This window comes from Microbacterium sp. LjRoot205, assembly GCF_056175745.1.
Genome location: NZ_JBGFFH010000004.1, coordinates 174,152 through 197,294, shown reverse-complemented (window position 1 = coordinate 197,294; position 23,143 = coordinate 174,152). Strand labels below are relative to the sequence as shown.

Sequence of the window (23,143 nt, the reverse complement as noted above, 5' to 3'; positions counted from 1 at the left end):
CACCGGTCGTCACGCGGCACGATCCGAGTCGAAAGGCGTGGGAGACTAGAGCAATGCTCCGCGTGCTCACGGCCGGCGAATCGCACGGCCCAGAACTCATTGCCGTCATGGAGGGTCTGCCTTCAGGCGTCCCTGTGTCCTCCGAGGTGATCCAGGCCGATCTCGCACGTCGCAAGCTCGGCTATGGGCGCGGCTCGCGCATGAAGTTCGAGCAGGACGAGCTGACGATCTCGGGCGGCGTCCGCCACGGCAAGACCCTCGGCAGCCCGATCGCTCTTCGCATCGGCAACACGGAGTGGCCGAAGTGGATCGAGGTCATGAACCCCGAACCCGTCGAGCTGACAGACAAGTCCCGTGGCCGGAGCGCACCGCTGACCCGCCCGCGGCCAGGACACGCCGATCTCGTGGGCATGCAGAAGTACGACTTCGACGAAGCACGGCCCATCCTCGAGCGTGCCAGCGCACGAGAGACGGCTGCCAGGGTCGCCCTCGGCGCCATTGCCCGCTCGTTCCTCGGCGAGCTGGGCATCCGCCTCGTCAGCCACACGCTGTCGATCGGGCCGGTACGCGTGCCGGACGGCGCTCCGCTTCCGACCCCCGAAGACGTCGACACGCTCGATGCCGATCCGCTGCGCTGCTTCGACGCGACGACCTCCGCCCTCATGGTGGAGGAAGTCGATGACGCGAAGAAGGACGGCGACACCCTCGGTGGGATCGTCGAGGTGCTCGCATACGGTCTTCCGCCCGGGCTGGGCTCGCACGTTCACTGGGACCGCCGTCTGGACGCACGTCTCGCACAGGCCCTCATGAGCATCCAGGCGATCAAGGGCGTCGAGGTCGGCGACGGCTTCGAGACCACGCGCCGACGCGGCTCCGCCGCTCACGACGAGCTGTTCGCGACCGCAGACGGCATCTCGCGCGGCTCGGACCGCGCGGGAGGCACCGAGGGCGGGATGTCGACCGGAACGGTGCTGCGCGTGCGCGCGGGAATGAAGCCGATCGCCACCGTGCCGCATGCTCTTCGCACGATCGACGTCGCCTCGGGCGAGGACGCAACCGCACACCATCAGCGCTCTGACGTGTGCGCCGTGCCTGCGGCCGGAGTGGTGGCCGAAGCCATGGTGGCCGTCGAACTCGCCAATGCCGTGCTCGAGAAGTTCGGGGGCGACAGCATCGGCGAGACCCGCCGCAACCTCGAGGGTTACCTCGCGGCGATCCCGGCCGAGCTGCGCACGACGCCCGCGTCCGAGGCGGCGCTCATCGCGCATGACGAGCGAGGCTGATCCGCTGACGCTGGTGCTCGTCGGTCCGATGGCCGCCGGCAAGACCAGCGTCGGGCGTCGCGTCGCGCGCAAGCTCGGCGTGCCGTTCGTCGACACCGACAAGCGCGTGGTCGCAGCACACGGCCCGATACCGGCGATCTTCGAGCAGCACGGTGAGGCGCACTTCCGCGCGCTCGAGCGCGCCGCGGTCGCAGAGGCTCTGGGGACGGGCGGTGTGATCTCCCTCGGCGGTGGGGCCGTGACAGACGTGGCCACCCGCACGCTGCTGATCGAGCACCCGGTCGTGTTCCTGACCGTGACCCCTGCGGCGGTCGCCGATCGGATCCACAGCGGCGGACGCCCCCTGCTCGCGGGCGATGACCCCGTCGGGCGTTGGACACAGATCTTCGAAGAACGTCGAGACTGGTATGACGAGGTGGCATCCGTGACGTTCGACACGTCACGGCGCCCCATGCAGCGCATAGCCGACGACATCGTGGCATGGAGGAGAGAACTGGGATGAGTACGACAACCATCAGCGTGACGGGGGAGAACCCCTACGACATCGCCATCGGACGCGGCATCCTCGATCGGGTGTCGGAGGCGCTCGATCCCGGAGTGCGCAAGGTCCTCGTCGTCCACCCGCCCACGCTCGCCGCCCGCGCGGCGGAGCTGCGGGATCGGCTGCTCGCCGACGTCGAGAACGGTCAGCGAGAGGTTCTGCTCGCAGAGGTGCCTGATGCCGAGCAGGGCAAGCGCGTCGAGGTGGCCGCCTTCTGCTGGCAGGTGATGGGACAGGCCGACTTCACCCGTTCGGACGCCGTCGTCGGATACGGCGGCGGCGCCGTGACGGATCTCGCCGGCTTCGTCGCGGCGACCTGGCTGCGGGGGGTGCAGCTCGTCCAGGTGCCCACCACCGTGCTCGGCCTCGTGGACGCATCGGTGGGCGGCAAGACCGGGATCAACACCGCCGAGGGCAAGAACCTCGTCGGCGCTTTCTGGGCACCTCGCGCGGTGATCGGCGACCTCGACGAGCTCGCCAGCCTCAGCCCGAACGAGGCGACCGCGGGCTTCGCCGAGGTCGTGAAGGCCGGATTCATCTGGGCCCCCGAGATCCTCGACATCATCGAAGCGGACCCCGCGCGCGCCGTCGACTCGACGACACCCGAGTTCCGTCGGGCGATCGAACTCGCCATCGACATGAAGGCGCAGGTCGTCTCCGACGACTTCCGCGAAGCGGGCCAGCGCGAGATCCTCAACTACGGCCACACCCTCGGCCACGCGATCGAGCATGCCGAGCGATACCGCTGGCGCCACGGTGCGGCCGTCTCGATCGGCATGCTGTACGCGGCTGAGCTGTCGCGACTCGCCGGCCGACTGTCGGACTCCGCCGCCGAGCGTCACCGCACGATCCTCGACTCGCTCGGGCTGCCGACCGGCTATCGTGCCGGTGCATGGCCACAGCTGCTCGCGACGATGCAGCGCGACAAGAAGAGCCGGGGTGGCATGCTGCGGTTCATCCTCCTCGACGACATCGCCAAGCCCACCGTGCTGCAGGCGCCGGACGAGTCGCTGCTCTTCGCCGCCTACCAGGAGATCGGCGAATGACCCGTCGCATCCTGCTCGTCAACGGTCCGAACCTCAACCTGCTCGGCAGCCGCGAGCCCGAGGTCTACGGCACGGCGACACTCGCCGATGTCGAGAAGCTCACCGCTGCGGCCGCCGAGGCGGAGGGCTTCGAGCTCCGGGCGCTGCAGAGCAATCACGAGGGGGTGCTGATCGATGCCATCCACGCCGCGAGGGAGGACTGCACTGCGATCATCATCAACCCGGGCGGGCTCACGCACACGAGTGTGGCGCTGCGCGACGCCCTGACCGGCGTCGCTCTGCCGTTCGCCGAGGTGCACATCTCCGACGTGTACGCGCGGGAGGAATTCCGGCACCATTCCTACCTCCACGATGTGGCAGCGGTGCGTGTGATCGGCGAGGGCGTCGACGGCTACGCGAGCGCTGTGCGGCAGCTCGCAGCGCTCATCGCGTAGAATCGACTCTCGGCCCACCCCAGTCCACCTCGGACGCGAGCGGCCCCCAGACTCTAGAAACGGAAAGTCCAGCGCATGGCATCTACCGCAGACATCAAGAACGGCGTCGTCCTCAACATCGAGCGGCAGCTCTGGAGCGTCGTCGAGTTCCAGCACGTCAAGCCCGGCAAGGGCGGCGCGTTCGTCCGCACGAAGCTCAAGAACGTGATGAGCGGCAAGGTCGTCGACAAGACGTTCAACGCCGGCGCGAAGATCGAGATCGAGAACGTCGACCGTCGCGACTACACCTACCTGTACACCGATGGTGACGGCTACGTCTTCATGGACCAGACCGACTACGACCAGATCACTGTCCCCGCGGCGACCGTCGGCGATGCGAAGAACTTCCTGCTCGAGAACCAGCAGGTCACGATCGCGCTCAACAACGGCAACCCGCTGTACATCGATCTGCCGGCGTCCGTGATCCTCGAGATCACCTACTCCGAGCCGGGCGTGCAGGGCGACCGCTCGTCGGCCGGCACCAAGCCCGCCACGCTCGAGACGGGTTACGAGATCCAGGTGCCGCTGTTCGTGGAGACCGGCACCAAGGTCAAGGTCGACACGCGCACCGGCGACTACCTCGGTCGCGAGAAGTAAGGCGTGAGCGCCCGTACGAAGGCGCGCAAGCGCGCACTCGACATCCTGTTCTCCGCCGACGTCCGTGGCGACGAGGTCGCGGTGGCTCTGGCCGCCGAAGCCAAGCGCGCCGCGAGCGAACCCGCCCGCGAGGCCTCCTGGCTGTACGTGCGCGAAGTCGTAGACGGCATCATCGACCACCGCGACGAGATCGACGAGCTCATCACGACGCACAGTCGAGACTGGAAGCTCGAGCGGATGCCCGCGGTCGACCGCGCGCTGCTGCGCATCGGCGTCTGGGAGATCCTGTTCAACGCCGAGGTGCCGACGGCCGTCGCCATCGATGAGGCGGTCGAGCTCGCCAAGGAGTTCTCCACCGACGATTCGGGCGCATTCGTGCACGGCGTGCTCGCCCGCGTCTCTCGCGCGGCCTGAGCGACGACTCAGGACGCGGTCTCCGAGATGTCGGAGGCCCTGGGAAGGATGGGGTCATGCCCGCGCCGCACGTCGATCTTCGGGATCTCATGCAGATCACCGATGCGGGTGGTTATCAACGCGGTCTCGCCTATTTCCGCGAGGGCAACGTGCTCGACGTGGTCTGGCATGAGGATCTCCTCGAACTCGAGGGGCATGTTCGCGGCAGCTCCGATGCCCAGTATGTGACCGAGATCCTCTTCCACTCGTCGAACGGGACGAGGCGTCCGAGGACGACTCGCTGCTCGTGCCCGGTGGGCAGCGGCTGCAAGCACGTCGTCGCGACGCTGCTCGCGTCCAACGTGCACGAGTACTCCCAGCAGGCGGCGGCCCTTCAGCGTCAGCCCGACGCTCAACCGGAGTCGGCCGCGCCCCGCAGCGCTGCGGCGACGTCGTGGCGCAGCCTGCTCGACCCGTCGGTCTCTCGGCACCCCCAGCGCCTCGCGCTCGGGATCGAGCTGCGGCACCGCGAGTCCCGCAGCGAGAACCACTGGGGACCACGCCCCGTTCGTGCTGCAACGGCACGCGATCTGGCACGCCCGAACGGGGAGCTGCTGCTGGCGATCCGTCCGATGATGCGCAGTGCGCAGACCGGCGCCTGGATCCAGGGAGGCGCTGGGTGGGATGCCGTCCGGCGCGACGCCTCACAGTTCGGTCGCGATCAGAACCGCTGGTTCGGTGACCTGCTCAGCATCTCGCGGGATTCGCTGCTCTCCGGCAACGCCGGCGAATGGCTCGTCCTCGACCAGGTCGAGTCCCCTCTGCTCTGGCGGCACCTCCGATCGGGCGCCGAGCTCGGCATCCCGCTCGTCGCGAGTCAGAAGAGCGCCTCGGTGCGCATCGCGGCCGGCGCGGAGGTCTCGACACGCATCACTCGAACGGACGACGGCTCTCTGGCGGTGTCCGCGGACGTGCGCATCGACGATCGAGAGGTTCCTGACCGGGAGGTGCATCCGATAGGCCGCACGGGGGTGTACTCGGTCGGCCTCGTGGGCGCGCGGATCGAGATCGTCCTCGCCGAGGTGTCGCTGAGCGAGCAGACGCGCGCACTGCTCGCGGCACCCGATCCGATCGTCGTGCCCTCCGACGACGAGAAGGCGTTCATCGCCGACGCGTATCCGCTGCTGGCGAGACGAAGCACCGTGCGCACGGTCGGCGCGGTCGCGCTCCCCGACGTTCCCGAGCCGGAGCCCGTGTTGACCGTCGGCTACGAGCGTGGCGATGTCGTGAGCTACACGTTCGAATGGTCATACGGTCAGTTCGGGCGCGTGCCGTTCGCCTGGAACGACGCAGCAGTGCGCGACGCCGCCGTCGAAACCGCCAAGAGGACGGCGATCGAGGCGGCGTGGCAGGAGTTCCGCACGACGAGCTTCAGGCCGAGCGGCTCCTTCCATGACATCGACGCGGCGGCGTTCGTCGCGGAGGGGGTTCCCGCACTCGAGGCGGTGGGAGTGCGCGTCGAATCGAGCGGAGAGCGCAAGGCGTACCGCGAGCTGACCGGTGATCCGCAGGTCAAGGTCACGACCGTCGAGTCGACGGATTCCGACTGGTTCGATCTCGGCATCCTCGTGACGATCGACGGCCGGACGATCCCCTTCGGGCCGCTGTTCACGGCACTGAGCAAGGGGCGCAAGAAGCTGCTCCTCTCCGATGGCGGGTACTTCTCACTCAACCACCCGTCGCTGGATCGTCTCCGTGACCTCATCGAGGAGGCGGGCGAGCTCGACGAGTGGGAGACGGGCCCCCGGATCAGTCGCTACCAGACCGATCTCTGGGAGGAGTTCGAGGATCTCGCAGACGAGGCCGAGCCTGCCGTCAGCTGGCGCGCCACGGCTGACGGGCTTCGTCAGGCCACAGGTGTCCCCCCGACGCCCGTGCCCGAGGGGGTTCAGGCGGAGTTGCGCCCCTATCAGAAGACCGGCTTCGACTGGCTGGTCTTCCTGTGGCGTCATCGGCTGGGCGGAATCCTCGCCGACGACATGGGTCTCGGCAAGACCCTGCAGCTCCTGACGTTCGTGCAGCACACGAGGGATGCCGGCGAGACGCGGCCGTTCCTCGTGCTCGCGCCCACGTCGGTGCTGAGCACCTGGCGGTCGGAGGCCGCGCGATTCACTCCGGGGCTTCGCGTGTCGATCGTCGACAGCACGAGCGGAAAACGCGCTGACGTGCTGAGGGCGGCGGCACGGTCGAGCGATCTCGTCGTCAGCTCGTACACGGTCGCACGACTCGACGAAGAGGAGTTCCGCGAGGTCGAGTGGGCCGGGCTGATCCTCGACGAGGCCCAGTTCGTCAAGAACCCCAAGACGAGACTCCACCGCGCCATCTCGACGTTCCGTGCCGACGTCACGTACGCCGTGACCGGCACGCCGATGGAGAACAGCCTCTCCGAGCTGTGGTCGCTTCTGAAACTCGCCGCGCCGGGGCTCTTCCCTTCGGCGCGGAAGTTCAAGGACCGGTACATCCAGCCGATCGAGAAGGGGAAGGTCCCCGAGAACGAGGAGGGCGGCGAGTATCGCGCTCGGCGCCTCGCCCAGCTCCGTCGTCGCGTCAGGCCTCTGATGCTGCGACGCACGAAGGAGCTCGTGGCACCTGATCTCCCTGCCAAGCAGGAGCAGCTTCTCGAGGTCGAGATGAGCCCGGAGCACAAGGCGCTCTACGACGTCGTGCTGCAGCGCGAGCGTCAGAAGGTCCTGGGGCTGATCGACGATCTCGATCGCAACCGCTTCATCGTGTTCCGCTCTCTCACGCTGCTGCGGATGCTGAGCCTCGCACCTGCGTTGGTCGACGAAGCCGATGCGGACATCGGCTCGAGCAAGCTCGACACGCTTCTCGAGCGAGTGGTCGAGCTGCAGGCCGAGGGGCACCGCGCGCTCGTCTTCAGCCAGTTCACCTCGTTCCTCGATCTCGCAGCTGCTCGTCTCGAGGCCGCCGGCATCCCGTATGCGCATCTCGACGGCTCGACGCGGCGCAGAGAGCAGGTGATCGACGGGTTCAAGGCGGGGGAGCAGCCGGTGTTCCTGATCAGCCTGAAGGCCGGTGGGTTCGGACTCACGCTGACCGAAGCCGACTATGTCTTCCTGCTCGATCCCTGGTGGAACCCGGCCGCCGAAGAGCAGGCGATCGACCGCACGCATCGCATCGGGCAGACGAATCAGGTGTTCGTCTATCGGATGATCTCGACCGGCACGATCGAGGAGAAGGTCCTCGAGCTTCAGCGCCGCAAGGCCAGGCTCTTCACCGCGGTGATGGACGACGACGAGCTCTTCGCGCAGTCGCTCACGGCCGACGACATCAAGGGTCTGTTCGACGAGGCCTGATTTGTTCCGGCCGGGTCACCGCATCCGTCCAGCACCCCGTCGGTAGAATCGAACGGTTCACTTCAGGAGGAATGCATGCGGATCACGGGACTCGGCCACGCCGGGATGTTCATCGAGACAGTCGGCGGGAACATCATCTGCGACCCGGTTCTCGGGCCCTCGTTCTTCGGCTCGTGGTTCCCGTTCCCCGACAACCGTGCGCTCGACTGGGAGCGGTTCGGCCGCGAGGCGGACTTCCTCTACATCTCGCACCGGCACCGCGACCACTTCGACCCGACGCTGCTCGAGCGCTACATCCGCAAGGACATCGAGGTGCTGCTGCCCGAGTACCCCATCGATGACCTCGAACAGGACATCAGGGCACTGGGATACACGAACATCACCTACGCCCCGGCTGGCAGGATCATCGAGCGCGGCGATCTCAAGATCATGATCACGCCGTTGCGAGCGCCGAGTGACGGCCCCATCGGCGACTCGTCGCTGAGCGTCGACGACGGCACCGGATCGGTGCTCAACCAGAACGACTCCCACCCCCTCGACCTCGACACGCTGCTGCACTTCGGCAAGCCCGACGCGTACTTCACACAGGTCTCGGGTGCGATCTGGTGGCCCATGGTCTACGACCTGCCGATGGACGCGAAGCAGAACTTCGCGAAGCTCAAGCGAGACGCGCAGAACAAGCGAGCGATGTACTACATCGACAAGGTGGACGCTCCGCACGTCTTCCCGATGGCAGGGCCGCCCATGTTCCTGCGCGACGATCTCTTCGACTTCAACGGGGTCGGCCGCAACGGTGAGTCCATCTTCACGGACCAGAAGCAGTTCCTCGCCCACATGAAGGAGCTCTCGCCGCAGTACGACGGGCATCTGTTCGTTCCGGGGACGGTCGTGACCGTCGACGCCGGTCACGTGTCGACCGAGCAGACGCTGTACTCCGAGGCGGAGCTCGCCCACATCTTCGATGAGAAGTGGGACTACCTCGAAGAGCAGCGGGCGTCCCGCCAGCAGGAGATCCTCGATGAGGAGGCCTCTCGCGCAGAGGTCCTTCCTGCCGCCGAGATGCTCGAGGAGCTGAAGACCTGGTGGGAGCCGCTGCTGAAGAAGTCGCGCACCATCCGTCTCGGAGTCGGTGGCTGCGTGCGATTCAGGATCGGCGACCTCGACATGGTCGTGGACTTCCCTCGGGCGAAGGTCCGCGAGTATGCGGGCGAGGAGTGCATCTACTGGTACACGATCCCCGCTGATCTCGTCTCGACGAACATCCGCGATCATGAGATCGACTGGTCGAACTCGATCTTCCTCTCCATGCAGTTCCAGGTGGGACGCAGCGGCAAGTTCAACGAGTTCCTGACGACGTTCCTCAAGTGCCTCTCGGTCGACCGCATCGAGTACGTCGAGAACTGGTACCAGGAGCAGACGGATCAGACCGAGGACGCCGAGATCGGCGACTGGGTCGTGCAGCGCCGCTGCCCGCACCTGCGTGCCGACCTGACCAAGACCGGCAAGGTCGACGAAGACGGCATCCTGACCTGCAGCATGCACGACTGGAAGTGGGACCTCAAGACCGGCCGCTGCCTGTCGACGAGCGGTCACCCGATCCGTTCCACGAAGATCGACGAGGTCAGCGACGCTGTGCTCAGCGAGGCCAGCTGACGTGTCACGAACCCCGCATCCGCAGGGATCGGGTCGTGATGCCCGAACGACGCGGCTCGAGTACAAGGGGCCGTTGCGCGGTGCGCGATGGATCGTGCGATCCGACTCCGAGCGACTCGTGCGCATCGCCGCGGACTTCTTGACCGGCGTGGGCTTCGAGCGCCGCGACGACGACTTCGACGGTAGGCTCCGCGCGCGAGGCTCGGAGTGGACGGCGACCGCGCTCGAGATCGGCGATGAGAAGGGCTCGAAGCGCAGCTGGTGGCGAGGTCTGCTGACCGACGAACTGCCCTTCCCGTTGCCCCACGCGCTGCAGCCCGTGCTGCCCCCGACGCTCGTCGTGGCCGCAGCACGCCCCGTCGCCGTCGGCGTGGCCGAGCTCGTCGTCTTCCCGCACACTTCGGCACGTGGAGATGCGACGCATGCGCGCGCAGCGGCACCACGCGTCACATCCGCCCTGGAACAGATCACCGCCGCCGCCGGGGCTGAGGGCGCGATGCTCTCGCACGAGTCGCTTTCTGGCATAGCGAACGACGGCTCGCCCGCCTCGCAGGCGGTCGTGCGTGAAGTCCTGGAGTGGCGCTGAGTCGCGCTAGACTGGGTCAATCAAGCAACCTTTAACACCGTCCTGTGAGGCGGAGAAGGGAGCGGCCGATGAGTGCACGAACTGTGCTGCACGAAGCCGATATCTCGCGGGCATTGACCCGCATCGCACATGAGATCCTCGAATCCAATCGGGGGGCTGAGAACCTCGTCCTGCTGGGAATTCCGACCCGCGGAGTCACTCTCGCCCATCGCCTGTCCGCTGTGATCGGTGAGATCGCACAGACCGCCGTTCCCGTGGGAGCGCTCGACGTCACACTCTTCCGGGATGATCTCGCGAAGCAGCCGACGCGGTCCCCTCGTCCGACCGACATCCCCGCCGGCGGCATCGACGGCAAGACGGTCGTCCTCGTCGACGACGTGCTCTTCTCCGGTCGCAGCATCCGCGCTGCGCTCGATGCGCTGCAGTCGATCGGCCGTCCCTCGATCGTGCGCCTCGCGATCCTGGTCGATCGGGGTCACCGCGAACTGCCGATCCGGCCCGACTTCGTCGGCAAGAACATCCCGTCGTCCCGTCAGGAGCGAGTCAACGTACGGCTGGCCGAACATGACGGCGCCGAGGAGGTGACGATCGAAGCATGAGACACCTCCTCGACACCCGCACCCTCGATCGCGAGACGGCTCTGCGCATCCTCGACGTCGCCGAGGACATGTCCGACACGCAGTCACGCGAGGTCAAAAAACTCCCGACCCTCCGCGGCAAGACCGTCGTGAACCTCTTCTTCGAGGACTCGACGCGAACCCGCATCTCGTTCGAGGCCGCAGCGAAGCGTCTGTCGGCCGACGTCATCAACTTCGCGGCCAAGGGCTCGAGCGTCTCCAAGGGGGAGAGCCTGAAGGACACCGCCCAGACGCTGCAGGCGATGGGCGCGGATGCGGTCGTCATCCGCCACCCCGCATCAGGTGCGCCGCAGACACTCGCCACCAGCGGCTGGATCTCGGCCGGGGTGGTCAATGCCGGCGACGGCACGCACGAGCACCCGACCCAGGCGCTCCTCGACGCGTTCACGATCCGCAAACGGCGCTTCGGCGCCGACAGCCGCGGTCGCGATCTCGCCGGCATCCGGGTCGTGATCGTGGGCGACGTGCTGCACTCGCGGGTCGCGCGATCGAACGTCTGGCTGCTCGCCACACTCGGCGCCGAGGTGACCCTGGTCGCTCCGCCCACCCTGGTGCCGCAGAACGTCTCGCTCTGGCCCGCCAGGGTCGTCTACGACCTCGACCAGGCCCTGGCCGAGGGGCCCGACGCCGTGATGATGCTCCGCATCCAGCTCGAGCGCATGAACGCCGCATATTTCCCCACTGAGCGGGAGTATTCCAGACGATGGGGTCTTGACGCACTGCGTGTGGCCGGCCTTCCGGACGGTAGCATTGTCATGCACCCCGGACCCATGAACCGAGGGTTGGAGATCTCCTCCGAAGCCGCCGATTCCCCGCGCTCGACCCTGCTGGAACAGGTGACGAACGGAGTGTCCATCCGCATGGCGGTGCTGTACCTGCTCCTTGCAGGAGAACGAGACGACGAACGAGGGGGAGACCAGTGAGCGAGACCCTCGTCATCACCGGCGCACAGCTTCTCGGTGCCGAGCGCGCCGACATCATCGTGGAGAACGGTCTGATCACCGAGATCGGCACCGGGCTGAGCCGTGGGGGTGCGCGGGTCATCGACGCCGACGGCCTGGTGGCACTTCCTGGACTCGTCGATCTGCACACCCATCTGCGCGAACCCGGCTACGAAGCATCCGAGACGATCCTCACCGGCACCAGGGCGGCCGCGGCCGGCGGGTTCACCGCCGTGTTCGCCATGCCGAACACGTCTCCGGTGGCCGACACCGCAGGCGTCGTGGAGCAGGAGCTCGCGCTCGGTGAAGCGGCCGGGTACGCGACCGTGCAGCCCATCGGCGCCGTGACCGTGGGGCAGAAGGGCGAGCGACTCGCCGAGCTCGGTGCGATGGCGACATCCCGTGCGCAGGTTCGCGTCTTCAGCGATGACGGATTCTGCGTCTTCGACCCGCTGATCATGCGTCGCGCGCTCGAGTACGTGAAGTCCTTCGGCGGCGTCATCGCGCAGCACGCGCAGGACCCCCGCCTCACCGAGGGCGCCCAGATGAACGAGGGCACCGTCTCGGCCGAGCTCGGCCTCGCCGGATGGCCAGCCGTCGCCGAGGAGTCGATCATCGCCCGCGATGTGCTCCTCGCCGAGCACGTCGGATCGCGTCTGCACGTCTGCCACCTGTCGACGGCCGGCTCCGTCGACATCATCCGCTGGGCCAAGAAGCGGGGCATCGACGTCACGGCGGAGGTCACTCCGCATCATCTGCTCCTCACCGATGAGCTCGTGCGCGGGTACGACGCGCGCTACAAGGTCAATCCGCCGCTGCGTCGTGAGGAGGACGTCCTGGCGGTGCGCGAAGGCCTCGCCGACGGCACCATCGACATCGTCGCGACCGACCACGCGCCGCACCCGAGCGAGCACAAGTCGTGCGAGTGGCAGGCCGCCGCCAACGGCATGGTCGGACTCGAGAGCGCGCTGCGCGTCGTGCACCAGTCGATGGTGCAGACCGGCCTGATCGGCTGGGAGGACGTCGCTCGGGTGATGAGCGCCGCGCCCGCGCGGATCGGCCGTCTCTCGGGCCACGGGCTGCCTCTCGAGGCGGGTGCTCCCGCGCAGATCACCCTCTACGACCCGTCCGTCGCCGGCGTCTTCACCGAATCGGACCTGCACGGTCGCAGCGTGAACTCGCCCTACCTCGGCCGCGACCTCCCCGGTCGCGTCGAATTCACGGTGCACCGCGGAGTCCTGACGGTCGACGGCGCAGACGTCGTCGAGGAGCTGAACGCATGAGCGCACGCGACATCGCCATCGCGATCACCATCGCCGTGGCGGCGCTCGTGCTCGTCGTCATGTTCACCGCGTGGCGACGACGACTCCGACGCGACTCTGGTCTCTCGGCGCCCCTCGGAGTGCCGGAGCACGCCGAGGTGATCGCCCGTCGTGAGGTGCTCTACGTCTCGACGACCAAGCACGACCAGCCGCTGGAGCGGTTGACCCTGCACCCGCTCGCCTACCGAGCCAGGGGAGAGGTCGCCGTCACTGATCGCGGCCTCGCGCTCTGCCTCGACGGGGCGCCGACGGTCTTCCTCGCCTCCGCACGGCTCGCGAGCGTCGATCGTGCGACCGTGACGATCGACCGCGTCGTGGAACCGGGCGGACTCGTCCGCGTCGCCTGGAGCGCAGACGACGACACGATCGTCGACTCGTACCTCCGCCTGACAGACGGCGACCCCCAGAACTTCATCTCAGAACTGCAGCGCCTCGTCCCGGCCACGGACGACGCCGCCGCCCCCGACACAGGAGCAACGTCATGACAGCCCTCCCCGAACCCGCCGTCCTCGTCCTCGAAGACGGGACCCGCCACACGGGCCGTGCATACGGCGCGCGGGGCACCACTTTCGGCGAGGTCGTCTTCGCCACCGGCATGTCCGGCTACCAGGAGACCCTCACCGATCCCTCGTACGCAGGCCAGATCGTCTTGCAGACGGCACCGCACATCGGCAACACCGGCATGAACGACGAAGACCGCGAGTCCCGTCGCATCTGGGTGGCCGGCTACATCGTCCGCGACCCCTCGCGCGTCGTCTCGAACTGGCGAGCCAACGCCTCGCTCGACGAGATCCTCGAGCGAGACGGCATCGTGGGCATCAGCGGCATCGACACCCGCTCGATCACCCGACACATCCGCTCGGCCGGCTCGATGCGCGGCGGCGTGTTCTCGGGCGACGCCGCGAAGATCGACCCCGAAGAGCAGCTGCGGCTCGTGCGCGAAGCCCCCGAGATGGCCGGTCAGAACCTCTCGTCGCAGGTCTCTGTCGACGTCGCCACGGTGACGACGGCGATGGGGGAGCGGGTCGGCAATCTCGCCGTCCTCGACCTCGGAGTCAAGCAGGCGACGATCGACAATCTCGCAGCCCGAGGCTTCGAGGTGCACGTGCTGCCCCAGGACGTCACGATCGACGACATCCGCTCGATCGACCCCGTCGCCGTCTTCTACTCGAACGGCCCTGGAGACCCCGCGGCGTCGGGCGACCACGTCGAGCTGCTGCGCTCGGTGCTCGACGACGGGCTGCCGTTCTTCGGGATCTGCTTCGGAAACCAGCTGCTCGGCAGGGCGCTGGGGCTCGGCACCTACAAGCTGCCCTTCGGCCACCGCGGCATCAATCAGCCGGTGCTCGACAAGTCCACCGGACGCGTCGAGATCACCGCGCACAACCACGGTTTCGCCGTGGAAGCGCCGCTGGAGGGTTCGTTCGACAGCCCCCACGGCTACGGCAAGGTCGAAGTCAGCCACGTCGGTCTGAACGACAACGTCGTGGAGGGCCTCCGCGCCCTCGACATCCCGGCGTTCTCGGTGCAGTACCACCCGGAGGCCGCCGCCGGCCCGCACGACGCCAACTATCTCTTCGACCGGTTCCGTGACATGGTCATCGCCAGCAAGAAGGACGCCAAGTAATGCCCAAGCGCGACGACATCAACTCCGTTCTCGTCATCGGCTCCGGCCCGATCGTCATCGGTCAGGCCTGCGAGTTCGACTACTCCGGCACCCAGGCGTGCCGCGTGCTCCGCGAAGAGGGCGTCAGGGTCATCCTGGTCAACTCCAACCCGGCCACGATCATGACGGACCCCGACTTCGCCGACGCGACGTACATCGAGCCGATCACGTGGCAGGTCATCGAGACGATCATCGCGAAGGAGCGCCCTGACGCGATCCTTCCGACTCTCGGCGGACAGACCGCCCTGAACGCCGCGATCGAGCTGCACAACCACGGCATCCTCGAGAAGTACGACGTCGAGCTGATCGGCGCGAGCTTCGAGGCGATCAACAAGGGCGAGGACCGCCAGATCTTCAAGCAGCTCGTGCTCGACGCCGGAGCCGACGTCGCCCGCAGCATCATCGCGCACACGATGGACGACCTGCTCGAGGGTGCGGCCGAGCTGGGCTATCCGCTCGTCGTGCGCCCCTCGTTCACGATGGGCGGTCTCGGCTCGGGCTTCGCATACGACGAAGAGGACCTGCGCCGCATCGGCGGGGCCGGTCTGCGCGATTCGCCGACCACCGAGGTGCTCCTGGAGGAGTCGATCCTCGGCTGGAAGGAGTACGAGCTCGAGCTCATGCGCGACACGGCCGACAACACGGTGGTCGTCTGCTCGATCGAGAACGTCGACCCGGTCGGCGTGCACACGGGCGACTCGATCACGGTCGCCCCGGCTCTGACGCTCACCGACCGCGAGTACCAGAAGCTCCGCGACATCGGCATCGACATCATCCGCGCCGTCGGCGTCGACACCGGTGGCTGCAACATCCAGTTCGCCGTCGACCCCAGCAACGGCCGCATCATCGTCATCGAGATGAACCCGCGCGTCTCGCGCTCGAGCGCCCTCGCCTCGAAGGCCACCGGGTTCCCGATCGCCAAGCTCGCGGCCAAGCTCGCACTCGGCTACCGTCTCGACGAGATCCCCAACGACATCACGGGTGTCACCCCGGCGAGCTTCGAGCCCACGCTCGACTACGTCGTCGTCAAGGTGCCGCGATTCGCGTTCGAGAAGTTCCCGGCCGCCGATGCGACGCTGACGACCACCATGAAGTCGGTGGGTGAGGCCATGGCGATCGGCCGCAACTACGCGACCGCGCTGCAGAAGGCGCTGCGCTCGCTCGAGAAGCGCGGCTCGAGCTTCCACTGGGGCGAGGAGAACCGCTCGGCAGACGAGCTGCTCGAGATCTCGAAGATCCCGACCGACGGTCGCATCGTCACCCTGCAGCAGGCGCTGCGCAAGGGTGCGACAGTCGAGCAGGCGTTCGAGGCGACCGCGATCGACCCGTGGTTCATCGACCAGATCGTGCTGATCAACGAGGTCGCCGAGACCGTGCGCACGGCGCCCGAGCTCGATGCGGCCACGCTCCGCTATGCCAAGGAGCACGGATTCTCCGACGCGCAGATCGCACAGCTCCGGGGTGACGACGAGGCCGAGATCCGCGGTGTGCGCCACGGCCTGGGCATCCGCCCCGTGTACAAGACGGTCGACACCTGCGCCGGCGAGTTCCCGGCTCTCACGCCGTACCACTACTCGAGCTACGACTTCGAGACCGAGGTCATGCCATCGGATCGCACCAAGGTCGTGATCATCGGATCCGGTCCCAACCGCATCGGCCAGGGCGTCGAGTTCGACTACTCCTGCGTGCACGCGTCGTTCGCGCTGTCGGATGCCGGCTTCGAGACCATCATGGTCAACTGCAACCCTGAGACCGTGTCCACCGACTACGACACGTCCGACCGGCTCTACTTCGAGCCGCTGACGCTCGAAGACGTGCTCGAGGTGCTCGACGCGGAAGCCGCCAGCGGCACCATCCTCGGCGTCGTCTGCCAGCTCGGCGGCCAGACGCCGCTGGGTCTCGCCAAGGGCATCGAGGCCGCGGGCTACACCGTGCTCGGCACGAGCCCTGAGGCCATCGACATCGCCGAAGAGCGCGAGCTGTTCTCCCAGCTGCTCGACGCGGCGGGTCTCATCGCACCGCGTCACGGCACCGCTGTGAACGCTGACGCCGCGGTGGCCGTGGCCGACGAGATCGGCTACCCCGTGCTCGTGCGTCCGAGCTTCGTGCTCGGCGGACGGGGAATGGAGATCGTCTACAGCGCGGAGTCGCTGCGCGAGTACTTCGTGCGCACGGCGGGCGAGGTCATCATCGAGGAGGGCAAGCCCCTGCTCGTCGACCGATTCCTCGACGATGCGATCGAGCTCGATGTCGACGCGCTGTACGACGGCACCGATCTGTACATCGGCGGCGTGATGGAGCACCTCGAGGAGGCCGGCATCCACTCGGGCGACTCCAGCTGCACGCTGCCGCCGGTCTCGCTCGGCCGCACCGACATCGACCGGGTGCGCGAGGCGACCCTCGCGATCGCGAAGGGTGTCGGCGTGCGCGGTCTGCTCAACGTGCAGTTCGCGATCAGCGCCGGCGTGCTCTACGTCATCGAGGCGAACCCGCGCGCGAGCCGCACGGTGCCGTTCGTCTCGAAGGCGCTGGGCATCCCGATGGCGAAGGCCGCGAGCCGCATCATGGTCGGCTCGACCATCGCCGAGCTCCGCGCCGAGGGCATGCTCCCCGAGCAGGACGGCTCTCGTGTGCCGCTCGACGCCCCCGTCTCGGTGAAGGAGGCCGTGCTTCCCTTCAAGCGGTTCCGCACGGCCGACGGCAAGACCGTCGACTCGATCCTCGGCCCGGAGATGCGCTCGACCGGCGAGGTCATGGGCATCGACCGCGACTTCCCGACCGCGTTCGCGAAGAGCCAGGCGGCCGCGTACGGCGGGATGCCGACCTCGGGCACCGTGTTCATCTCGGTGGCCGACTCCGACAAGCGCGCGGTGATCCTGCCGGCCCACCGTCTGCAGCAGCTCGGGTTCACGATCGTGGCCACCGAGGGCACGGCCGAGATCCTCTCGCGCAACGGCATCGCGGTGACCGTGGTCGAGAAGTACAGCGAGACCCAGGAGTCGGGCGCGACCAACATCGTCGACCTCATCAACGACGGGTCGATCGACATCGTCGTGAACACGCCTTCGGGTGGGGCGGCGCGTGCTGACGGCTACGAGATCCGTGCGGCTGCCGTCGCGGCCGACAAGGCGCTGTTCACCACGATGGCAGTGCTCGGCGCAGCGGTGAGCGGCATGGACGCAGCCCACGAGGGCTTCCAGGTGAAGAGCCTCCAGGAGTACGCACTCGACCGGAAGGCCGCTCTGTGAGCGCACGCTTCGGCGAACGGGTCCGTGCCGCCCTCGCGGCGCACGGCCCGCTGTGCGTGGGTATCGACCCGCATGCGGCGCTGCTCGCGGACTGGGGGCTCGGTGACGACGCCTCCGGCGTCCGCGAGTTCGGGCTGCGCACGGTCGAGGCCGCCGTTGGCCGTGCCGCGATCGTGAAACCGCAGGTGTCGTTCTTCGAGCGCTTCGGCTCTGCGGGGTTCGCGGCCCTCGAAGAGGTGCTCGCGGCCGCGCGCGCGGCCGGACTCATCGTGATCGCGGATGCCAAGCGCGGCGACATCGGCTCGACCATGGATGCGTATGCGGCGGCGTGGCTCACACCGGGGTCTCCGCTCGAGGCCGACGCCCTGACCGTCAACCCGTTCCTCGGGGTCGGTGCGCTCGACGGCGCCTTCGCCCTCGCCGGCGAGCACGACAAGGGCCTCTTCGTGCTCGCCGCGACGAGCAACCCTGAGGCGCAGACTCTGCAGCGCTCGGTCTCCGAGACCGGCCGCGCTGTGTCTGCGGACATCATCTCGGTCGTCTCGGCACGCAATGCGGAGCACTCGGAGGCAGGCGAGTGGGGGAGCTTCGGCTTCGTCATCGGAGCGACGGTGGACTGGACGGATGCCGGCATCGCCGCATTCGCGCCGGTGGCACCCGTCCTCGCCCCCGGTTTCGGCACGCAGGGCGCGACTCCGGCAGACCTGCACCGGCGGTTCGGCTCGATGAGCCCCGCGGTGATCGCGAGCGAGAGCCGCAGCATCCTCTCGGCCGGACCCGCTGGTCTCGCCGCCGCCATCGACGCTCGCGTCGCAGAGTACAGGGAGGCCGGCCGTGGCTGAGTCCCGTCCCGTCCCCGAGGTCGATCGTGCCGCCGCCGCACGCAAGGCGGTCGAGCGGCGCCGCGCCCGTGCGTCGCTCAAGCGCGATCTGACGACGCGTGTCGTCACCCCGCAGTCGGTGCTCGAGCGCGCCACCGCCGACCCCGATTCGGTCGAGGGATCGATGCGCATCACGGACTTCCTGCTCGCCCTCCCTGCCATCGGGGCGGGCAAGCGCGACCGAATTCTCGCAGAACTGCACATCTCGCCGGTCAAGCGACTGGGCGGTCTCGGCGTCAGGCAACGGCTGGCGCTCACGCAGTGGCTCGACACACGCTTCCCGCTCCTGCAGCCGCGGGGCGCACGCAGCCGTCTGCTGGTGCTCGCCGGCCCGACCGCTGTGGGCAAGGGCACGGTCGCCGCCCACATCCGCGAGCACAACCCCGAGATCCATCTGTCGGTCTCGGCGACGACCCGCGCACCGCGCCCGGGCGAGATCGACGGCGTGCACTACTACTTCGTCGACGACGCGGAGTTCGATCGGCTGATCGCCGAGGACGAGCTTCTCGAGTACGCGGTCGTGCACAACAGGTCGCGATACGGAACTCCGCGTGCCCCGATCGATGCCGCGCTGGCCGCCGGCAAGACCGTTCTGCTCGAGATCGACCTGCAGGGTGCACGCCAGGTGCGCAAGGCCGAGCCTGCGGCGACGCTCATCTTCCTGCTGCCGCCGACCTGGGACGAACTGGTTCAGAGACTGGTCGGTCGAGGCACCGAGGGTGCCGAGGAACGCGCTCGCAGACTGCGCACCGCGAAGGTGGAGCTCGCCGCGCAGAACGAGTTCGATCACCTCATCGTGAACGAGGACGTCGCCGCCGCGGCCGCAGAGGTCGTAGAATTGTCTTCAAGCTCTGCGCGCTGAGCTTCTTCGCGCGCCGCAGCACAGTCTTCGCGACGATCCCGTCGCCTGATCAGGAGGTCCCACCATGGCCGGACACCACACCAACGGAATCATCGATCCCCCCATCGACAACCTGCTCGACCGCGTCGACTCGAAGTACGAGCTCGTGATCTACGCCGCCAAGCGTGCCCGTCAGATCAACGACTACTACTCCGATCTCCACGAGGGCAACCTGTTCGACAACGTCGGTCCGCTCGTCGACTCCTCCGTCGAGGACAAGCCGCTGACCATCGCTCTGCACGAGATCAACGAGGACAAGCTCCGCCTCCGTCACGCCGAGTGACGTCCGATGACCGCACCGCCGACTGATGTCGGCGGTGCGGTCCATCATGGGAGCCACCCCCTTCCTGCTGTCCGATTCCGTCCTGGAGCCCCGATGAGCGCGCTGCGTCTGTTCACGTCCGAGTCCGTCACCGAGGGGCACCCGGACAAGATCTGCGACCAGATCTCAGACAGCATCCTCGACGGACTCATCGCGAAAGACCCCGGCTCGCGGGTCGCGGTCGAGACGCTGGTGACCACCGGTCTCGTGCACGTCGCCGGTGAGATCCGCACCGAGGCCTACGTCGACATCCCGACCATCGTCCGACAGGTCGTCAATGGGATCGGCTACACGTCGAGCGACACCGGCTTCGACGGGGACTCCTGCGGTGTGAGCATCTCGGTGGGCGAGCAGTCGACAGACATCGCCCACGGTGTCGACAACGCCCAGGAGCACCGCGACGGGTCATCCGTCGATCCGCTCGACGGACTCGGTGCCGGAGACCAGGGCATCATGTTCGGGTTCGCCACGAACGAGACGCCGCAGTTGATGCCGATGGCCGCGTGGACCGCGCACCGCATCGCGGAGCGTCTCGCCGAGGTTCGCCGCTCCGGCGCGCTGCCGTTCCTCCGCCCCGACGGCAAGACGCAGGTCACGCTCGGGTACGACGGCTTCACCCCCAAGACCGTCGATGCCGTCGTGCTGTCGACCCAGCATCACCCCGAGATCTCGCAGGACGAGCTCAAGGCACAGGTGCAGGAGCACGTGATCGACCCGGTCCTCGAGACCACAGGGCTCGACCTCGACGACATCACCTACTACATCAACCCCGCCGGTCCCTTCGTGACCGGCGGTCCCAAGGGCGACGCCGGGCTCACCGGCCGCAAGATCATCATCGACACGTACGGTGGTGCGGCGCGCCACGGTGGCGGAGCCTTCAGCGGCAAGGACCCGTCCAAGGTCGACCGCTCGGGCGCCTACGCGACGCGCTGGGTCGCCAAGAACGCTGTGGCGGCAGGTCTCGCCGACCGGCTCGAGGTCCAGGTCGCGTACGCGATCGGAGTCGCACGCCCGGTGGGGCTCTACGTCGAGACCTTCGGCACCGGCAAGGTGTCGGACGAGGCGATCATCCGCGCGATCAACGACGTCTTCGATCTCCGTCCGCAGGCGATCATCGAGGAGCTCGATCTGCTGCGCCCGATCTATGCGCAGACAGCCGCCTATGGGCATTTCGGTCGCGAGCTGCCGGAGTTCACCTGGGAGCGCACCGACCGCGCTGAGGAGCTGCGGCGCGCTGCAGGCCTCTGACGGAGCGCGAGCCAGATGGCGATCCGCTCATGACGGCCGAGAGCCGTCGTATCGCGCGCGTGCTGCTCGACTCGCCGCTTCCGCAGCTCGACCGGCTCTTCGACTACGCCCTGCCGGCAGAACTCGGAGACGTGCCGATCGGGGTACGCGTGCGTGTGCCGCTCCGCACCGCCGGTCGGGTCATCGACGGGTACGTGGTCGAGATCGACACCGAGGACGACGCCGACAGGCCCCTCTCCGAGGTCGAGAGCGTCGTCTCACAGGTTCCCGTGCTCCCCGAGCGCACCTACCGGCTGGCTCGTCGTGCAGCCGACCGTGCCGCGGGTTCGGCGTCGGATGTGCTGCGTCTCGTCATCCCCAAGCGTCAGGTGCGGGTCGAGAAGGCGTGGACCTCAGACGCGCCGACGCCCGTGCCTGCCGATGACGCCGTCACCTCCGCATCTTCGCTCATCGCCACGTACGACCACCTCGAGGAGGTGCTCGAAGGCGCAGGCAGAGCCGCAGTGGAGGCGATCCCGGTGCAGCACAGGGGCGAGCCTGGCTGGACGGCTCTGCTCGCGTCGACGGCGACGCGGATGCTCGCTGCCGGACGCTCCAGCATCCTGATCGTGCCGGACCATCGCGACCTCGATCTGCTGCTCGCAGCGCTCGGTTCGCTGGTTCCGCCCGAGGCTGTCGTGCGATACGACTCACGGCAGACGAACCCCGATCGATACCGCTCGTTCCTCAGATCGCTCGAGGATGCTCCGTGCATCGTCGTCGGCAACCGCTCCGCCGTGTACGCGCCGGTCCGCGCCGGGCTCGTCGCCGTCTGGGACGACGGCGATCCGCTGCTCGGCGAACCTCTCGCGCCCTACATCAACGCGCGCGATGCGGCCCTGCTCCGGCAGGAGCAGGAGGACTCAGCCCTGCTCTTCGTCGGCCACACCCGTACGACGGACGTGGAGCGCCTCGTCGCGCACGGCTATCTGCAGGACGTGCGAGCCGCGCGGCGGGTGATGCCGAGGGTGATCCTGAGCACCCCGCAGGAGATGGATGCGCCGACAGCCCAGCGGATGCCGTCGTCGGCGTTCCTGTCGGCCCGTAACGCCGCGTCCGAGGGGCCGGTGCTCGTGCAGGTCTCGCGCCCGGGATTCGCACCGTCCCTCGTGTGCGCGGAGTGCCGGGCCCCCGCCCGATGCGCGCACTGCGGCGGACCCCTGGGCGCCAAGCATCGCGGCGCCGTGCCGGTGTGCGCGTGGTGCGGCCGGGGCGCGCGAGCCTGGACCTGCCCGACGTGTGCGTCGACCAAGCTGCGCCTGGCGTCGTCGGGAAGCGAGCGGACCGCCGACGAGCTGGGCAAGGCGTTCCCCGGCGTCCGCGTGATCGTGGCCGACAGCGCGCACCCGGTCGAGCACGTCGCGGACAAGCCCGCACTGGTGGTCGCGACGCGCGGCGCCGAGCCGCTTGCCGAGGGCGGTTATCGCGCAGTGGTGCTGCTCGACGGTCCGCGGATGCTCCAGGCCCCGGATCTGCGGATCGGCGAGGCCTGCCTGCGGTGGTGGTCGAACGCGGCAGCGCTCGCGGCCCCTGGGGCGCCGATCCACCTCGTCGGAGTCGACGGCACGATCGCGCGAGCGCTCGCGACGTGGAACCAGTCGGGTTACGCACGCTCTGAGCTCGCAGAGCGCGCGCCGCTCCACATGCCGCCGGCCGCGCGCGTGGCCCTGGTCGAGGGGTCAGCCGCGGCCGTCGGCCGTGCGCTGGCGGCGCTGCAGGAGCTCGCCCTCCCGTCCGACGCGGTCCTGGGTCCCGTGCCCATCGAGTCCGACGACTACCCGCCGCGCGTCCGCGCCCTCGTCCGGTTCGAGTACGGCGCCGGAGTCAAGGTCGCGGCGACGCTGCGAGCGGCCGTCGTCGCCGAAGCCGTCAGCAATCGCCGAGGCAAGGGCAAGTCGACTCGGAGCACGCTCTCGGTTCGGCTCGATATCCTCGACCCAGAGCTCTGATCAGTCCGCACCGATCCGATCACCCCGATCCTCCCGGAT

At 68.1% G+C, this 23,143-nt stretch carries 20 protein-coding genes; all 20 read left to right on the top strand.

From position 1 onward, the window contains the following. The first annotated feature begins 53 nt into the window (after positions 1-53). Complete coding sequence (gene aroC / locus AC04ME_RS11035) at positions 54-1,283, top strand: chorismate synthase (protein WP_475434963.1); 1,230 nt, start codon at positions 54-56, stop codon at positions 1,281-1,283. After that, positions 1,267-1,785, top strand: coding sequence for a shikimate kinase (locus tag AC04ME_RS11030; RefSeq protein WP_475434961.1), 519 nt, complete (start codon positions 1,267-1,269; stop codon positions 1,783-1,785). The genes aroC and AC04ME_RS11030 overlap by 17 nt, the downstream gene beginning before the upstream one ends. Continuing rightward, positions 1,782-2,870 carry a 3-dehydroquinate synthase gene (aroB, locus tag AC04ME_RS11025; RefSeq protein WP_475434959.1) on the top strand — a complete coding sequence of 363 codons (1,089 nt, stop codon included), beginning with the start codon at positions 1,782-1,784 and terminating at the stop codon, positions 2,868-2,870. Before AC04ME_RS11030 ends, aroB begins: the two co-directional genes overlap by 4 nt. Beyond that, on the top strand, positions 2,867-3,304 hold the full coding sequence (gene aroQ, locus AC04ME_RS11020) for a type II 3-dehydroquinate dehydratase (protein WP_056376921.1): 438 nt from the start codon (positions 2,867-2,869) through the stop codon (positions 3,302-3,304). Before aroB ends, aroQ begins: the two co-directional genes overlap by 4 nt. Before the next feature lie 75 nt (positions 3,305-3,379). Beyond that, a complete protein-coding gene (gene efp, locus AC04ME_RS11015) occupies positions 3,380-3,940 on the top strand; it encodes an elongation factor P (RefSeq protein WP_042536619.1) in 561 nt (186 codons plus the stop codon). A 3-nt stretch (positions 3,941-3,943) separates the two neighbouring features. Continuing rightward, positions 3,944-4,354 carry a transcription antitermination factor NusB gene (gene nusB / locus AC04ME_RS11010; protein WP_475434956.1) on the top strand — a complete coding sequence of 137 codons (411 nt, stop codon included), beginning with the start codon at positions 3,944-3,946 and terminating at the stop codon, positions 4,352-4,354. 56 nt (positions 4,355-4,410) lie between these two features. After that, positions 4,411-7,710 (top strand): DEAD/DEAH box helicase, encoded by a 3,300-nt coding sequence (locus AC04ME_RS11005; RefSeq protein ID WP_475434954.1) that lies wholly within the window; start codon positions 4,411-4,413, stop codon positions 7,708-7,710. Positions 7,711-7,785: 75 nt separating this feature from the next. Next, positions 7,786-9,363, top strand: a complete 1,578-nt coding sequence (locus tag AC04ME_RS11000) for a Rieske 2Fe-2S domain-containing protein (protein ID WP_042536621.1) — start codon at positions 7,786-7,788, stop codon at positions 9,361-9,363. Between the two features lies 1 nt (position 9,364). Next, entirely contained in the window at positions 9,365-9,949 is a 585-nt protein-coding gene (locus tag AC04ME_RS10995) for a hypothetical protein (RefSeq protein WP_042536622.1), read from the top strand. Between the two features lie 68 nt (positions 9,950-10,017). Further along, the gene (gene pyrR / locus AC04ME_RS10990; RefSeq protein ID WP_042536623.1) at positions 10,018-10,548 is read left to right on the top strand and encodes a bifunctional pyr operon transcriptional regulator/uracil phosphoribosyltransferase PyrR; all 531 of its coding nucleotides are present in this window, start codon (positions 10,018-10,020) and stop codon (positions 10,546-10,548) included. After that, on the top strand, positions 10,545-11,510 hold the full coding sequence (locus tag AC04ME_RS10985; RefSeq protein ID WP_475434951.1) for an aspartate carbamoyltransferase catalytic subunit: 966 nt from the start codon (positions 10,545-10,547) through the stop codon (positions 11,508-11,510). Before pyrR ends, AC04ME_RS10985 begins: the two co-directional genes overlap by 4 nt. Further along, positions 11,507-12,811, top strand: coding sequence for a dihydroorotase (locus AC04ME_RS10980; protein WP_309688646.1), 1,305 nt, complete (start codon positions 11,507-11,509; stop codon positions 12,809-12,811). Before AC04ME_RS10985 ends, AC04ME_RS10980 begins: the two co-directional genes overlap by 4 nt. Next, on the top strand, positions 12,808-13,335 hold the full coding sequence (locus AC04ME_RS10975) for a PH-like domain-containing protein (RefSeq protein WP_042536626.1): 528 nt from the start codon (positions 12,808-12,810) through the stop codon (positions 13,333-13,335). The genes AC04ME_RS10980 and AC04ME_RS10975 overlap by 4 nt, the downstream gene beginning before the upstream one ends. Further along, on the top strand, positions 13,332-14,477 hold the full coding sequence (gene carA, locus AC04ME_RS10970; RefSeq protein ID WP_056376910.1) for a glutamine-hydrolyzing carbamoyl-phosphate synthase small subunit: 1,146 nt from the start codon (positions 13,332-13,334) through the stop codon (positions 14,475-14,477). Before AC04ME_RS10975 ends, carA begins: the two co-directional genes overlap by 4 nt. After that, the gene (gene carB, locus AC04ME_RS10965; RefSeq protein ID WP_455904933.1) at positions 14,477-17,764 is read left to right on the top strand and encodes a carbamoyl-phosphate synthase large subunit; all 3,288 of its coding nucleotides are present in this window, start codon (positions 14,477-14,479) and stop codon (positions 17,762-17,764) included. Before carA ends, carB begins: the two co-directional genes overlap by 1 nt. Beyond that, complete coding sequence (pyrF, locus tag AC04ME_RS10960) at positions 17,761-18,606, top strand: orotidine-5'-phosphate decarboxylase (RefSeq protein ID WP_079112811.1); 846 nt, start codon at positions 17,761-17,763, stop codon at positions 18,604-18,606. Before carB ends, pyrF begins: the two co-directional genes overlap by 4 nt. Continuing rightward, positions 18,599-19,507 (top strand): guanylate kinase, encoded by a 909-nt coding sequence (gene gmk / locus AC04ME_RS10955; protein ID WP_042536630.1) that lies wholly within the window; start codon positions 18,599-18,601, stop codon positions 19,505-19,507. Before pyrF ends, gmk begins: the two co-directional genes overlap by 8 nt. A 64-nt stretch (positions 19,508-19,571) precedes the next feature. Continuing rightward, entirely contained in the window at positions 19,572-19,829 is a 258-nt protein-coding gene (rpoZ, locus tag AC04ME_RS10950; RefSeq protein ID WP_042536631.1) for a DNA-directed RNA polymerase subunit omega, read from the top strand. 93 nt (positions 19,830-19,922) lie between these two features. Continuing rightward, positions 19,923-21,116, top strand: a complete 1,194-nt coding sequence (metK, locus tag AC04ME_RS10945) for a methionine adenosyltransferase (RefSeq protein WP_042536632.1) — start codon at positions 19,923-19,925, stop codon at positions 21,114-21,116. A gap of 29 nt (positions 21,117-21,145) precedes the next feature. Then, positions 21,146-23,104, top strand: coding sequence for a primosomal protein N' family DNA-binding protein (locus AC04ME_RS10940; protein WP_079112809.1), 1,959 nt, complete (start codon positions 21,146-21,148; stop codon positions 23,102-23,104). The last annotated feature ends 39 nt before the right edge of the window (positions 23,105-23,143 follow it).

Bases quoted from the DNA above. Each gene is read 5' to 3' on its own strand.
- AC04ME_RS10985 (WP_475434951.1), top strand. From the start codon at position 10,545: ATGAGACACCTCCTCGACACCCGCACCCTCGATCGCGAGACGGCTCTG.
- carA (WP_056376910.1), top strand. From the start codon at position 13,332: ATGACAGCCCTCCCCGAACCCGCCGTCCTCGTCCTCGAAGACGGGACC.
- metK (WP_042536632.1), top strand. From the start codon at position 19,923: ATGAGCGCGCTGCGTCTGTTCACGTCCGAGTCCGTCACCGAGGGGCAC.
- aroQ (WP_056376921.1), top strand. From the start codon at position 2,867: ATGACCCGTCGCATCCTGCTCGTCAACGGTCCGAACCTCAACCTGCTC.
- pyrR (WP_042536623.1), top strand. From the start codon at position 10,018: ATGAGTGCACGAACTGTGCTGCACGAAGCCGATATCTCGCGGGCATTG.
- aroC (WP_475434963.1), top strand. From the start codon at position 54: ATGCTCCGCGTGCTCACGGCCGGCGAATCGCACGGCCCAGAACTCATT.
- AC04ME_RS11030 (WP_475434961.1), top strand. From the start codon at position 1,267: ATGACGAGCGAGGCTGATCCGCTGACGCTGGTGCTCGTCGGTCCGATG.
- AC04ME_RS11005 (WP_475434954.1), top strand. From the start codon at position 4,411: ATGCCCGCGCCGCACGTCGATCTTCGGGATCTCATGCAGATCACCGAT.
- AC04ME_RS10940 (WP_079112809.1), top strand. From the start codon at position 21,146: ATGACGGCCGAGAGCCGTCGTATCGCGCGCGTGCTGCTCGACTCGCCG.
- carB (WP_455904933.1), top strand. From the start codon at position 14,477: ATGCCCAAGCGCGACGACATCAACTCCGTTCTCGTCATCGGCTCCGGC.
- aroB (WP_475434959.1), top strand. From the start codon at position 1,782: ATGAGTACGACAACCATCAGCGTGACGGGGGAGAACCCCTACGACATC.
- rpoZ (WP_042536631.1), top strand. From the start codon at position 19,572: ATGGCCGGACACCACACCAACGGAATCATCGATCCCCCCATCGACAAC.
- AC04ME_RS10975 (WP_042536626.1), top strand. From the start codon at position 12,808: ATGAGCGCACGCGACATCGCCATCGCGATCACCATCGCCGTGGCGGCG.
- efp (WP_042536619.1), top strand. From the start codon at position 3,380: ATGGCATCTACCGCAGACATCAAGAACGGCGTCGTCCTCAACATCGAG.
- AC04ME_RS11000 (WP_042536621.1), top strand. From the start codon at position 7,786: ATGCGGATCACGGGACTCGGCCACGCCGGGATGTTCATCGAGACAGTC.